Consider the following 13,744-nt stretch of genomic DNA (forward strand, 5'->3'; position numbering starts at 1 on the left):
GACACAAGGATCGAGAGTCACATGAACATGCGCACTCCCTTGCGCCGGACCACCGCCCCCGCAGCCGTGACCGCGGCCCTGACCGCGGCCCTGGTGCCGGCCGTGAGCGGCTGCGGCACGTCCGGCACGGACGCGAGCGGCAACGGTGCGGCCGCCCGGCAGCTCTCCGGCACCGTCAGGGTGGACGGGTCCAGCACGGTGGCCCCGCTCACCAGCGCGGCCGCCCAGCTGTTCCAGGGAGAGAATCCCGGGGTGAGGGTCACCGTCGGCACCTCGGGCACCGGCGGCGGCTTCGAGAAGTTCTGCGCGGGCGAGACCGACATCTCTGACGCCTCCCGCCCCATCGAGGACGACGAGAAGCGTGCCTGCGCGGACAACGACATCACCTACCAGCAGCTCCGGATCGCCAACGACGGCCTGTCCGTCGTGGTGAACAAGGACAACGACTTCGCCAAGTGCCTCACCGTGGAGCAGCTGCGCAGGATCTGGGAACCGGGCTCCGACATCAAGAACTGGAACCAGGTCGATCCCGACTTCCCGGACGAGGAACTGGAGCTGTTCGGCCCCGGCACCGACTCGGGCACCTTCGACTACTTCACCGAGACCATCAACGGTGAGGAGGGCGCCTCCCGCACGGACTACAGCCCCAGCGAGGACGACAACGTCGTCGTGCAGGGCATCGCCGGGTCCCGGGGCGGCATGGGCTACTTCGGTCTGTCGTACTACGAGGAGAACAAGGACGAGCTGAACGTCGTCAAGATCGACGGCGGTGACGGCTGTGTCGAGCCCACCGCGCAGACCGTCCAGAACGGCACCTACAAGCCGCTGTCCCGGCCGCTGTTCATCTACCCGAAGGCCTCCTCGATGGCCAAGCCCGAGGTCGAGGCGTTCGTGGACTACTACGTCGAGAACAACGCCGAGATCGCCGAGAAGGCCCTGTTCGTGCCGCTCAACCCTCAGCAGAACACCCAGCTGAAGGACGATCTGCAGCGGCTGAAGGAGCAACAAGGGTCATGACGGGGCCCAGGAGGCGCGAGCGGGCCGCCGCGGGAAGTTCCGGCTTTCTGAAGCGGTCCCAGCCGCGTCACGGCGAAAAGGTCGTGATGGTGCTCCTGGCCGCCGCCTCGCTGGTGTCGGTGCTCACCACCGTCGGCATCGTCATCGCCCTGATCCCGCCGGCCGCCGAGTTCTTCCAGAAGGTGAGCTTCGGCGACTTCATCACCGGCACCGAGTGGTCACCGCTGTTCAAACCGCCGCACTTCGGTGTGCTGCCGCTGGTCACCGCCACGCTGATGGTGACGGTCATCGCCCTGCTGGTCGCCGTTCCGCTGGGGCTGGGCGCGGCGGTGTATCTGAGCGAGTACGCCCGGCCCCGCGTCCGCAGCGTCTTCAAGCCGGTGCTGGAGGTCCTCGCGGGCATCCCGACCGTCGTCTACGGCTTCTTCGCGCTGAAGGCCGTCACCCCGCTGCTGCAGGACATCTGGCCCGGCGACGACGGCCCACAGGTCTTCAACGCCCTGTCGGCGGGCTTCGTCATGGGCATCATGATCATCCCGACCGTCGCCTCGCTGTCCGAGGACGCGATGAGCGCCGTACCGCAGGACCTGCGCGACGGCGCCTTCGCGCTCGGTTCCTCGCGGATGCAGGTGTCCACCAAGGTGGTCTTCCCCGCCGCGCTGTCCGGCATCGTCGCCGCCGTCGTCCTCGGTATCTCCCGGGCGATCGGCGAGACGATGATCGTCGCGGTGGCCGCGGGCGGACGGCCCAATCTCTCCTTCGACCCGCTCGAAGGCATGCAAACCATGACCGCCTTCATCGCGGCGGCGGGCATCGGCGACCTGCCGACCGGCTCCACGGGCTACCAGACGATCTTCGCGGTGGGCTCGCTGCTGTTCGTCATGACTCTGGTGATGAACCTGGTCAGCATCCGCCTGGTGCGCAGATACCGGGAGGTGTACGAGTAATGGGTTCCGGGCTCCTCGACGAGGACACCGCCGCCGCTCTGCCGGAGGGACGCCGGCTGGAGGGCCGGGGCGTTCCCTGGCGGGAACGCCTGTTCCAACTGGGTCTGTGGGCGTCGCTCGCCGTCGGGGTGGTCTTCCTCGCCTCGCTGCTGGTCTACGTGGTCGTGGAGGCATGGCCCCGTCTCGACCTGCGGATCCTCACGCATTTCCCCGACATCATCGACCCGTCGAACGCCGGCGCCCAGTCGGCGGTCATGGGCACGATCTGGGTGATCGCCTTCACCGCCCTGTACTGCCTGCCCACCGGCATCCTCACCGCCATCTATCTGGAGGAGTACGCCGACCCCCACCGCTGGTACAACCGCGTGGTCGAGATCAACATTCAGAACCTCGCCGCCGTTCCCTCGATCGTCTACGGAATCCTGGGGCTCGGCATCATCGCCCGGGGCATGGGCTTCGGGCAGACCGTGCTGACGGCGTCCCTCACGCTCTCGCTGCTGGTCCTGCCCACCGTGATCATCGCGGCCCGGGAGGCGATCAGGGCCGTACCGCAGTCCATCCGGGAAGCCTCCCTGGCGCTGGGAGCCACCCGGTGGCAGACCATCCGACGGCAGGTCCTGCCGGCCGCCGTGCCCGGCATGGCCACCGGCTCGATCCTCGCCCTGTCCCGGGCCATCGGCGAGGCCGCCCCGCTGCTGCTGCTCGGCGGACTGGCCTTCATCACCTTCAACCCGAGCGGTCTGGACAGTCCGTTCACCGTGCTCCCCATCCAGATCTTCAACTGGATCAGCCAGTCCCGCGCCGAGTTCATCTCGCTGGCATCCGCCGCGATCGTCGTCCTGCTGGTGATCCTGCTCGCGATGAACTCGCTGGCCATCTGGCTGCGCAACCACTACTCCCACCGCTGGTGACCGCCATGACCGACGCGACCGACCGACCCGATCCCGTGGAGGGTACGGACCCCGCCCCGCACGAGGCGGCGACCGCCACCCCGGCGCGAGCCCGCCCGGCCGCCACCGCCCCCGACCGCCCGGCGGACAGCAGGACCCCCCGGGTCGCCTTCCGCGACGCCCGCCCGCCCAGCGGCGTCCCGGTCTTCGAGGTCGGTGGTGTGTCGGTCTTCTACGGCGACCACGAAGCCGTCCGCGACGTCAACATGACCATCGAGAACCGTCAGATCACAGCGATGATCGGGCCGTCCGGATGCGGCAAGTCCACCATGATCCGCTGCTTCAACCGGATGAACGACCTCATCCCCACCGCCCGCGTCACCGGCAAGATCCGCTACCACAACGAGGACCTGTACGGCCGCGACGTCGACCCCATCGAGGTCCGCCGGCGCATCGGCATGGTCTTCCAGAAGCCCAACCCGTTCCCCAAGTCCGTCTACGACAACATCGCCTACGGGCCGCGGGTCGGGGGCTTCAAGGGCAACCTGGACGACCTGGTCGAGGAGACACTGACCCACGCCGCGCTGTGGGACGAGGTCAAGGCCGGTCTCAAGCGTTCCGCGCTGGCCCTGTCCGGCGGTCAGCAGCAGCGGCTGTGCATCGCCCGCACGATCGCGGTCAAACCCGAGGTGATCCTGATGGACGAGCCCTGCTCGGCCCTCGACCCGATCGCCACCGCGAAGATCGAGGACCTGATGGAGCACCTTGCGCAGGAGTTCACCATCATCGTCGTCACCCACAACATGCAGCAAGCCGCCCGCGTCTCGCACCGCACCGCGTTCTTCACCTCCGACATCGACGAGGCGGGCGTGCGGCACGGCAGGCTGGTCGAGTACGACGAAACCGCCCGGATCTTCTCCAACCCCTCCGACCAGCGCACCGAGGACTACATTTCCGGCCGCTTCGGCTGACGGCCGCGTACCGCCGCCTGACGGTCCGTCCTGCGCGGGCCGGCATCCATCGCGCGACGGGCCGGCGGTCGCCGCACGATCGACTCCCACCGCGGCCCGGATCACCGGCCGGAGCGCGCTTCCGAGGGCTCCGGCCGGTCTCAGCAGGACGGCACCACGTGCCACGGTCATACTGGTTACGGAGCACGTCGTGCCACGTCGGCGTCCTGAGCCTCGGCGTCCGGAGCCCCTCGGCGTCCGGGACTGAGCGCCTTCAAGACGCCCTCATGACATGGCGTCACCCCCTCTGCCCCTGTCCTCCATCGCGGAGGCCGTGTGATCGGGTCATTGCCGGCCAGGACGGTCCGGACTTCCGTGGGAGCGGTCCGGACGTCCTTGCGAGCGGTGAGCGCGCTTCCCTCCGGGGTGAGAGCGCTCGGGGTGTTCCTGCCGTCGCGCACCCCCCGGTTCTGGGAAGCCCCCGGAGGCGTGCAGATCGAGACCCGCCATCTGGGCAGACCGGGAACGGCACGGGCGGCACGCGAGCTCGAGACCCGGCTCACCGCGGACGTGGCCGGGGTGGCGCGGGCCGAGGTGAACGGCACGCTCGGCTGTGTGTACGTCGGCTGCGCCCCCGCCACGACCGACGTGGCGGGCGTCGTACGTCTCGTCGCAGAAGCCGACACGGCGGCTGCGGAGCCGGCGGCGGGACGGGCAACGGACGGGCGCCCGGGTGCGGGCGAGGAGCGCCGGCCCCGAGCGGCCGGTTCCCCCGGCGACCCCCGGGCGACCATCGGCGCGGCCTTCCAGCTCGTTGTCGGCCTGACGGCTTTCGGCGTCGCGGTGGTGGGCCGGGCCGCGCGGCTGCGCGGACTGTCCCCGCTCGTTCCGGCCACGGTCCAGATCACGGAGGCCACTCCGTGGCTGCGGGAGAGTGCCGCCCGTCGGTTCGGCGCCGCTGCCACGGACCGCGTCTGGGGCACGGCCGGCCTTCTCGCCACGACCCTGACCTTCCGGCCCGTCGGCACCGCGGTGTCCGCCGTCCTCGCCGGTGCCCGGTACGCCGAGGTACGGGCCCGCAACGCCACCTGGCAGGACTGGGCGCGGCGGCTGGGCACCCGTGAGGCGGCGTACCGGCACGACGCCCTGCCGGCCTTCGAGCGGCCCGCGGCGCTCCCACCGGGGGCCGGCGAGCGGTACGCCAAAATGGCGGTCCCGGTGGCGCTCGCCGCGTACGGGCTCACGGTGGCCGGGCCGCTCAGCCATGACCGGGCCCTCGCCCTGCTGATCGCGGGCACGCCCCGGGGCCCCAGGTTCGGTCGGGAGGCGTTCGCGGCGGCCGTGTCACGGACCGCGTCCGAACGCGGGGCGCTGGTGCTGCGACCGGAGGCGCTGCGCCGCCTCGACCGCCTCGACACGGTGGTCCTGGACGCCCGGATGCTGGCGACCGGCCGGTGGACGGTCGGGATGCTGGAGCGCACCACGCCGGCCGGCGGCCCACCGGGACCGGCCGCCGAGCAGGACGAGGGGGGCGGAGGGCCGGACGACGACGAGCTCCACGCACGCATCCACGAGCTGATCGACGACGCCGACCTGGCCCGCCCCCAGGAAGCCGACGGTTGGCTCCTGCGCCCGCTCGCCCCGGCTTCGGACTCGGCCCCCGGCAGAACCGCGGCCGGCGCCCCATCGCCCGGGGGGATCCCGTCAGAGCGGGCCCTGCCCCGGGAGATCCCGCCCGAGCAGCCCCTGCCCCAGGGGATCCCGCCCGAGCAGCCCCTGCCCGAGGAGACGGCGGCCCTGGCCCGGCGCTGGGCCGAGCAGGGCGCCAGAGTTCTGCTCGTCATCCGATACGGCACGCCCGTCGCCGTCACCGGACTGGTGCCGGAACTGCACCCACTGGCCGAGCCCCTGGTGCGGGCCGCCCGCGACTGCGGCCGGGTACTGCTCGTGGGAGGCCCGGAGGGACTGCACCGCCGGTTCGGGCTGGACGAGGCCGCACCCACCGGCGGCACCCGCACCGCCGCGCTGGTCCGGTCCCTCCAGGCGGACGGACGGGGGGTGGCCGTGGTCGCGACCCGGGCGGAACGTGCCCTGGCGCGGGCGGACCTCGGCGTCGGGGTGACGGCCGGTGGCCGCCGAGTGCCGTGGGACTGCGACGTCGCCGGCCCGCCCGAGCTCGCGCACCTGCTGCTCGGCGCCGTGCCCGAGGCACGCCGGCTGAGCCTGCTGGTCGCACGGATGGAGGCGGCCGGGGCCCTCGCGGCAGCGGGCCTCGCGCTCGCCGTCCCCCTCCCGGGCGCCTGGACCCGCGCCCGCCTGGTGGCCGACGCCGTGACCACGGCCGGGACCGCGGCGGGCCTGTGGGCGGGGTGGACACTGCGCGCCCGGCCGGTCCCGGCCGCCGTGGAGCACACCCCCTGGCACGCCATGACGGTCCGTCAGGTGGTGGCGCGGCTGGGTACCTCGGCCCGGGGGCTCGACGAGGCTGAGGCGACGCGGCGCCGCCGTCTGGAGACAGGCAACGGGCCCACCGGCGCGGTCACCCTGGCCGGCCGGGTCGTCGAGGAACTGGCCAACCCGCTCACTCCCGTCCTCGCGATCGGCGGCGGGGTCGCGGCCGCCCTCGGCTCCGTGGTGGACGCGGTACTCATCGGCGGTGTCCTCGGCGTCGACGCGCTGGTCGGCGGAGCACAGCGGGTGGGGGCCGACCGTGCGGCGGACCGGCTCGTCGAGGCGGCCTCGGCCCGGGTACGGCTGCGCCGGGCCGGCCGGGACGGCACCAAGGAGACCACCGCCGAGCACCTGGTGCGCGGCGATGTGATCGAGTTGCACTCCGGCGACGCGGTGCCGGCCGACTGCCGGGTGATACACGCGAGGGGCCTGGAGGCGGACGAGTCCAGCCTCACCGGCGAATCCCAGCCCGTGGCGAAGTCCCCCCAGCCGACGTCGGCCCGAGTGGTCGCGGACCGGCGCTCCATGCTCTACGAGGGCACCACCGTGGCGGCCGGCAGCGCGGTCGCGGTGGTCGTCGCCACCGGGGCCGGCACGGAGGCGGGGAGTGCCGCACTCGGGGCACCGGAGGCCGAACCCTCCGAGACCGGCGTCGAGCACCGTCTGAAGGCCCTGGGCCGTTGGTTCCTGCCGCTGTCCATCGCCGCGGGCGTCGTCCTCTTCGCGGCCGACCTGCTGCGCGGACGGCCGCTGGGTGCCGCTCTGGGCACCGCGGTCAGCCTGTGCGTCGCCGCCGTTCCCGAGGGGCTGCCCTTCGTCGCCACCGTCGCCGAACTGGCCGCGGCACGACGGCTGTCCACCCGCAACACCCTCGTCCGCAGCGCCCCCACCATCGAGGCGCTCGGCCGCACCGACGTGTTGTGCTTCGACAAGACCGGGACCCTCACCGAGGGCAGGATCAGCCTCCGTCAGGTGTCCGACAGCCAGGACCGGCAGCCGCCCGACCGGCTCACCCCGGCGCTGCGCCGCGTGGTCGCCACGGCGGTCCTCGCGGGTCCGCCGGGCCCGGCCTCCGGCCTCAGCCACCTCACCGACCGTGCCATCGCCACCGCCGGCGATCGGCTCGGCACCACACCGGCACAGGCGGCCGAACTGCCCTCGGCGTCCTGGGAGCGGGCGGCGGAGCTGCCCTTCGAGCCGGGACGCGGCTACCACGCCGTGCTCGGCCACTCCGACGGCGAACGGCGGCTTGTCGTCAAGGGCGCCCCGGAAGTCGTCCTCGCCCGCTGTGCACAGATCCGCCGCGGCGGCGTCGTCGTGTCCTTCGGCGCGGACCTGCGCGAACGCATCGAGCAGGAGATCGAAGCGCACGCCCGGCGTGGACTGCGGGTCCTCGCGGTCGCCGAACGCGTACCGCCCACCGGCACCCGCGACGGCCCCGCCGACGGCGGCCCCGACGGACACGGTGCACACCTCGAGGACGCGGACGTGGACGGGCTGTGCCTGCTGGGGCTGCTCGGCCTGGCGGATCCGGTCCGGGGCACCGCCGCCGAGAGCGTCAACCGGCTGGCCCAGGCGGGGGTACGCATCGTCATGATCACGGGAGACCACCCCAGCACCGCCACCGCGATCGCCGGCGAGTTGCAGCCGCGGCCCGACCGGGAGCCGAGGCTGATGACCGGGGCCGAGCTCGACGCCATGGACGACGCCGCGCTCGCCGAGGTGCTGCCGCGGGTCACTGTCTTCGCCCGGGTCACCCCCGCCCACAAGGTACGGATCGTCGCGGCGTTGCGCAGGGCCGGTTCGGTCGTCGCCGTGACGGGCGACGGGGCCAATGACGCGCCGGCCATCCGGATTGCCGACGTCGGCATCGCCATCGGCTCGCAGGCGACCCCCGCGGCCCGCACCGCCGCCGACGTCGTGGTCACCGACGACCGGCTCGAGACCATCGTCGACGCCATCGTGGAGGGCCGGGCCATGTGGGCCTCGGTCCGCAAGGCGCTGGGCATCCTGCTGGGCGGCAATCTCGGAGAGATCGCCTTCGTCCTGGCGACGAGCATGCTCACGGGGCGCAGCGCGCTGAACGCGCGTCAGCTCCTGCTGGTCAACCTGCTCACCGACATGCTTCCCGCGATGGCCATCGCGGCCCGGCCGCCGGCCGGCCAGTCACGGAGGCTGCTCGCGGAGGGACCCGAGGCGTCCCTGGGGAAGGCCCTCACCCGCCACATCCGGCTGCGGGCCACCCTCACCGCCGCGGCGGCGGGCGGTGCCTGGGCCGTGGCCCGGGCCACGGGCACCCGGTCCCGTGCCGACACCGTCGCGTTGGTCGCGCTGGTCGCCTCACAACTGCTGCAGACGCTGGCCGACGCGGGCCGGGACCCGGTGGTGGCTCTCGCCGCCCTGGGTTCCCTGGTGGTACTGGCCCTGGTGGTGTCCGTGCCCGGCGTCAGTACCTTCTTCGGCAGCAGGCCCCTCGGCCCCGCGGGCTGGGGGATCGCGGCGTCGGCGGCCGCGGCCTCCGTAGTGCTGCCCGCCGTCTGGCACCTCCTCTTCGGCCCGCACAACGACCGACGGACGCAGTCACCTCCGAGGAACTGACGGCAACCTCCTCGCGGAGGGCGGCGACAAGGGGACAGGAAGTCACCCGACCCTCGCGAGGAGAGCCGTGCGACAGTCACCCAGATCCCGCCGGTCCGTCCGGTCCCGCCGCGCCCTCCTGTCCTTCGGCGCCCTGGTCTCCGCCGCGGCCGTGGCGCTGCCCCTGTCGTCGGCGGACGCGGCCACCACCCTGCGCGGTCACGCCGACGCGATGCGGCGTGCGGATCGGTGCCGCCGTCGCCGACGGGCCGCTCAGCAGGCCAATCCGAAGCGGTTCTCGGACCTCGGTCTGGAGGTCTCCATCACGGAGCTGGACGTCCGCGTCCAACTCCCGGCCTCCGCCGCGGAACTCCGGCAGCAGTCCGCCGACCACAAGACGGCGTCCGAGAACTGCCTCGGCGTCCCCCACTGCGCGGGCGTCACCGTCTGGGGCCTCACCGACAAGCACTCGTGGATCCCGGGCACCTTCAACGGCTACGGCGCGGCCTTGCCCTACGACGAGCGCTACGCGTCGAAGCCCGCGTACACCGGCCTGTCGAACGGGGTCAACCAGGCCGCGTGACCGTCGTCCTCAGGTAGCCGACGCCGTCGGCTCGTCCGCGGGCTCGGAAGGCTCGTCGGAGGGCGTGAGCGTCGGGGCGTACTGACCATCCGTGGGCGATCCGCTCGGCGCATCGGTGGCGGTCTCCTCGCCCGGGGACGAGGCGCTGGGCTGCGCCTCCTGGACGGACGGATACTGCTGCGCCGGACCACCGTCGTCGCTCGCGGAGAACGAGACGGCCAGCACACCGACGACGAACACCGCCGCCACCGCCGCCCCGATCAGGAGCATCACTCCCTTTCGCGCACCCGGCGCAGCGACCGGGGACACGGTCACCGGGGGCGCGAAGGCCGGAGGTGGAGCGACCGGGGGCGCAACGGGCGGAGGTGAAGGGGGCGGAAGCGCGACGGCCGGGGATGAAGCGGCCGGAGGCACGGTGCCTTGGTCCCGCGGTTCCTGGTGGTCCCCGTCTTCGCGGCCGGGCTGTTGCTCACCCGCCAACTCGGCCACGGAGAGGGGTTGTTCGACCACCGGAGTGGAGCCGGTGGACCTGGGGCCGCCCAACTCGGCGGCCACGATGTCCGCCGGAGGCCCCAGCCGCTCGAGGACGGCGCGGACCGCCTCGGCGTGCCGTGCGTCCGCCTCTTCGAGGCCCGCGTCGATGTGCTCGACGATCTCCTGCCTGAGTTCCTCGCGCCGATCGGCAGCGAGGAACACAGAGGCGTTGTCGAAGCGGTCCAGGTACTCGTCTATCAGCCGATCTCGCCTCGATGTCACTCGCGGCTCCCCTCCCTGTCCAAGAGGCCGTCAACAGCGGTTTTGAAGGGCCCCCACTCCTCGGCGAACTCGGCGAGCGCCCGCCGCCCCGTCGGGGTCAGCGTGTAGTAGCGGCGCGGGGGTCCGGAGTCGGACTCCTTCCAGACCGTGTTGACCCACCCTTCCTTACGGAGCCGTGAGAGCAGCGGATAGATGGTGCCCTCGCTGGTCACGAGCCCATGGGCGTCGCACAGTTCCCGCACCAGCTCGAAGGCGTACTTCTCGCCGTCACGCAGCATGGCCAAGACGCAGAATTGCAAGATCCCGCGCCGGAGTTGGCTGACTCCGGAACGCGCTCCACCCGGCAGTACCATGCGATACAAGGTACCTGCCGGTGGATCATAGCGCCAGCCCATCGGCCCCCAGCGACCGCGGCGGCATGCGGCGGTCGCTGGTCACCAGGGCGTGTGCACGCCGAGTAGGGAGCGACGTCGCGCGCCGACGCGAGTGCGGTCGCCGGGCGCTCCGCGCCGGACAGGGAGCCGAGGTCTTCCTCTCCGCGGACGAGAAGACGCCCGGGCCGGGGAGCAACTCGGAAGCAACCCCGGTCGGACTCGGAAGCCAACCCCGGGCCGGGCTCCGGGCCGTCTCGTGAATGCCCGGCTGCGGGTGTCTCCTGAACGCCCGGCTGCGGGACGCCTCGTGACACAGCCCCTCCCCCCGTCCGACGCCGGAGCTCTTGGGGCGGCCACGCTCAGCGGGCGGTCCGCCTCAGACCGCCAAGGCCGGCGGGCGGCCGGTCTCAGGTCAGGGGCGGGAGCCGGCTCGCGGTGCCGTTGTCACGGTCGTCGGAGCCGGAGGAGAAGGTCTCCCTGACCGCGGCCCAGAAGGAACGGCGGACCATCACCCGCGCTCCCGGCACGGCCGACAGAGGCTCGGGCCGGTTTCCGAACCCATCCGGGAGCGGGGGCAGTCCGAGTGCCGAGAACGCGTCGTCCAGATGTCTGCGGGGATCGCCCGTGCTGCGCAGGGCCGCCGTGAGCGGCCGGTGGTCGGCGACGCCGAGGGCCGCGGCCAACGCCACGGCCGTCTTCGCCGCCTCCTCCTGCGTCGGCATCTCGGCGGCTCCCGGCCAGAGATGTCCGGCCAGTTCCCGGCCGTCGCGGAGCACGGTGAGCGCGTAACTGTCGCCCCGCTGGGCGGCCACCACGACCGGCCACCGCTCGCCCCGGCTGAACAGCCGGGCCAGCCGGACCAGGTCCCCTTCCCCGAGGAGCAGCGCCCGGGTGTCCGGTCGCCCGCCCCGACCGGCGTCGGCCGACGGCGCCGCCTCGACGAAGGTCCGGCCCCCCGGCGCGGGGGCCAGCCTCAAGGTGGTGCCGGTGAGCAGTACGGCCTCCTCGAGTTCCCGCAGGGGGGCCGCGGCCAGGGCTATCGCATGGCTCCTGAAGGTTCCCCTTGCACCGGGTTCGTTGCTCGCACCGGAACCATTGCTCGCACCCCCGGAGCCATTGCTCGTGCCGGATCCACCGCTCGCACCGGATCCATCGCTCGCGCCGTGCCCACCGGACGCGCCGGACCCACCGGGGTGTGCCGCCGCGTACATCCCCGACCCGGCGCCGTCGGTCGCTCCGGGGGCGCGGTCGGCGCCGTTTGGACCAGGGTGGGCCGGGTGCGGGTGGACAGACGGGGCGTGGCCCGGTGCCGTGGCGTGGCCCGGTGTCGTGGCGCGGCCGGCTGCCCGAGCCGTGCGCCTGAGTGGGGTGGCGGCCGCGACGGCGGTCCTGGTTCCCTTGCGCATGACCAGGAAGATCTCGCGTGGGTCCCCGAGGTAGGCCCACGGAAAGCTCCGGGCGTGGGGGCCGATGAGCCGGAAGACCTCCAGGGACTCCGCATGCCGGTCCGCGCGTTCGGAGCGGATCAGGGCGAGTGCCAGATGGTTGCGGAAGCCGGCCGCGTCCCGGTCACCCGGCCCGTACGCCGTGGAGAGCGCCAGCCCGGCCGCCGTGATCGCCTGCACCCGGGACCAGGGAACCGGTCCGCGGCGGTCGCCCGCCTTGAAGTCCACGGCGTACTCGGTGACCGCCCGCATCGGCAGTCCCTTGAGCAGTGATCCCGCCGGGGCGGCGGCCGCGGCCGACTCGGCGAAGTCGAACATCTCGGTGTGCGAGCCGTACCACTTGGCCGCCAGGTACTGCACGGCACGGGAGTGCAGCGCGACGTGGAAGGGGTCGCGGGCCCGTCCCTCGGCGAGGTACTCGTCGAAGACCTCGCGCGGCGCGCCCAGCCCCATCGCGTGGGCGATCGCGGTCTTCCACGGTCCCGGGTCGTCCGGGTTGAGGTCGGCGGCGACCCGCAGGGCCGGCGTGGCGTCCTTCAGGACCGTCCGGAACGCCCGGAACTGCTCGGACGACACATGGCGGGCGCGTGCCGCGGTGCGTATCTCCCAGGCCCGCCGGATCGCCAGTTCGGCCCGTACGAGCGCGGCGTCCGGGTCACCGGGACGCGCCCCGGTCCAGTCGTCGAACCAGCCGACGTGGTGCACCGCGCAGTCGGCGAGGTCCGCCACGTACTCGCTGCGCCGGTCCCAGTCCGCGTCCGAGCGGGTCCGGGCCAGCAGTGCGGCGGCCGGCTCCCACTCGCCCCGCCGGGCCGCGGACAGTGCGGGCCGCAGCGCCGGTTCCGGGGCGTCCAGTTCCACGGCGTCGTCGGCGGGCATGCCCTCCCCGGTCGCGGGCATGTGCCGAAGAAGCCGGGGCAACGCCAGCACGGCAGGCATCCTCACCACAGCGGTCCCTCCCGTGCGGGCCCACGACCGCGCACAACCGTTTCGGCGACGACGGCCGGGCGTCCGCCGGCCGCAGTGTGCCCGAACATTAACTCCCCGGCCGCCCTCCGTCTCCCCTCGCCGGCTCCCCTGGCGTGTCCTTCAGTCCTCGCCCGTCAACCCTCGCCCGTCAGCCTCGCCATTCAGCCTCGCGCTTCAGCCGTCGGTCAGGGGCCACGTCCGCCAGGTCAGGTCCAGGCGGTCGTAGGCGTCGTCGAACCAGGCATCGTCCAGCGGGACGGTCACCGTGACCGCGGTCAGGGAAGCCGAGGCGTCCTTGACCGTGGCATGGACCCGCTCGTCGTCCTCGTCACGGTCGATGAACAACTCGGGGCCACGGCCGCCTTCGCGCCATGCGATGTCCTGGCCGGCGTCGAGCGCGTCGAGGGCCTCCTGCCACCGCCGCAGGTCCTCCGGGAAGACCCAGACCCCGCAGCTGCCGCGTACGAAGGGCGTGTCGACCAGGAACTCGCCGGTCAGCGCATCGGACGCGGTCCGCTCCCGGCCCCGTTCCCTGCCGGTGAGCCGGAGGACGACGCTGTTGCCGTGGCCCTCCAGACGAATCAGGTCGATCGTTCGCTCCTGGGTTGTGCTGCCACCCATGCCCACCCGTTCCCTCCCACTCACGTATACGGCCCGCCGACACCGCCGGCGGATGGAGGGCGGGGTTGCGTGGCTGAAGTTGCCAGTGTGGCTCGATTGTTCCAGGTGTGTAAAAGCGCATGTGAGCGGATGTGCGTCCGTAAGGCGCGGAAAGCGCAAGACCC

At 72.8% G+C, this 13,744-nt stretch carries 10 protein-coding genes; 6 read left to right on the forward strand and 4 right to left on the reverse strand.

All coding sequences use genetic code 11. The annotated features are described in order from the left end of the window. Positions 1-21: 21 nt before the first annotated feature. The 6 genes from EF387_RS34875 (at position 22) to EF387_RS34900 (ending at position 9,415) form a co-directional block, all read left to right on the forward strand. The gene (locus tag EF387_RS34875; RefSeq protein WP_128380596.1) at positions 22-1,017 is read left to right on the forward strand and encodes a PstS family phosphate ABC transporter substrate-binding protein; all 996 of its coding nucleotides are present in this window, start codon (positions 22-24) and stop codon (positions 1,015-1,017) included. After that, positions 1,014-1,964: a phosphate ABC transporter permease subunit PstC gene (pstC, locus tag EF387_RS34880; RefSeq protein WP_128380597.1), complete on the forward strand. Its 951-nt coding sequence runs from the start codon at positions 1,014-1,016 to the stop codon at positions 1,962-1,964. Before EF387_RS34875 ends, pstC begins: the two co-directional genes overlap by 4 nt. After that, complete coding sequence (gene pstA / locus EF387_RS34885) at positions 1,964-2,875, forward strand: phosphate ABC transporter permease PstA (RefSeq protein WP_128380598.1); 912 nt, start codon at positions 1,964-1,966, stop codon at positions 2,873-2,875. Before pstC ends, pstA begins: the two co-directional genes overlap by 1 nt. A gap of 5 nt (positions 2,876-2,880) precedes the next feature. Continuing rightward, positions 2,881-3,825, forward strand: a complete 945-nt coding sequence (gene pstB, locus EF387_RS34890) for a phosphate ABC transporter ATP-binding protein PstB (protein WP_128380599.1) — start codon at positions 2,881-2,883, stop codon at positions 3,823-3,825. Between the two features lie 384 nt (positions 3,826-4,209). Next, positions 4,210-8,853, forward strand: coding sequence for a cation-translocating P-type ATPase (locus EF387_RS34895; RefSeq protein ID WP_238431862.1), 4,644 nt, complete (start codon positions 4,210-4,212; stop codon positions 8,851-8,853). Between the two features lie 67 nt (positions 8,854-8,920). Further along, positions 8,921-9,415, forward strand: a complete 495-nt coding sequence (locus EF387_RS34900) for an endo-1,4-beta-xylanase (protein ID WP_238431863.1) — start codon at positions 8,921-8,923, stop codon at positions 9,413-9,415. A 9-nt stretch (positions 9,416-9,424) separates the two neighbouring features. On the opposite strand, the gene EF387_RS34905 is transcribed toward EF387_RS34900, so the two are convergent. The 4 genes from EF387_RS34905 to EF387_RS34920 form a co-directional block, all read right to left on the reverse strand. After that, entirely contained in the window at positions 9,425-10,171 is a 747-nt protein-coding gene (locus EF387_RS34905; RefSeq protein WP_128380600.1) for an HAAS signaling domain-containing protein, read from the reverse strand. Beyond that, positions 10,168-10,449, reverse strand: a complete 282-nt coding sequence (locus tag EF387_RS34910) for a PadR family transcriptional regulator (protein WP_420802656.1) — start codon at positions 10,447-10,449, stop codon at positions 10,168-10,170. Before EF387_RS34910 ends, EF387_RS34905 begins: the two co-directional genes overlap by 4 nt. A gap of 503 nt (positions 10,450-10,952) precedes the next feature. After that, a complete protein-coding gene (locus EF387_RS34915) occupies positions 10,953-12,890 on the reverse strand; it encodes a hypothetical protein (RefSeq protein WP_128380602.1) in 1,938 nt (645 codons plus the stop codon). Between the two features lie 243 nt (positions 12,891-13,133). Then, positions 13,134-13,580 carry a DUF5959 family protein gene (locus tag EF387_RS34920; RefSeq protein ID WP_128380603.1) on the reverse strand — a complete coding sequence of 149 codons (447 nt, stop codon included), beginning with the start codon at positions 13,578-13,580 and terminating at the stop codon, positions 13,134-13,136. Positions 13,581-13,744: the final 164 nt, after the last annotated feature.

The sequence above is a fragment of the Streptomyces cavernae genome (assembly GCF_004023625.1).
Classification (GTDB): domain Bacteria; phylum Actinomycetota; class Actinomycetes; order Streptomycetales; family Streptomycetaceae; genus Streptomyces; species Streptomyces cavernae.

Excerpts from the sequence above, each read along its gene's own strand:
- pstB (WP_128380599.1), top strand. The coding sequence starts at position 2,881 with ATGACCGACGCGACCGACCGACCCGATCCCGTGGAGGGTACGGACCCC.
- EF387_RS34910 (WP_420802656.1), bottom strand. The coding sequence starts at position 10,449 with ATGCTGCGTGACGGCGAGAAGTACGCCTTCGAGCTGGTGCGGGAACTG.
- pstA (WP_128380598.1), top strand. The coding sequence starts at position 1,964 with ATGGGTTCCGGGCTCCTCGACGAGGACACCGCCGCCGCTCTGCCGGAG.
- EF387_RS34915 (WP_128380602.1), bottom strand. The coding sequence starts at position 12,890 with ATGCCCGCGACCGGGGAGGGCATGCCCGCCGACGACGCCGTGGAACTG.
- EF387_RS34875 (WP_128380596.1), top strand. The coding sequence starts at position 22 with ATGAACATGCGCACTCCCTTGCGCCGGACCACCGCCCCCGCAGCCGTG.
- EF387_RS34920 (WP_128380603.1), bottom strand. The coding sequence starts at position 13,580 with ATGGGTGGCAGCACAACCCAGGAGCGAACGATCGACCTGATTCGTCTG.
- pstC (WP_128380597.1), top strand. The coding sequence starts at position 1,014 with ATGACGGGGCCCAGGAGGCGCGAGCGGGCCGCCGCGGGAAGTTCCGGC.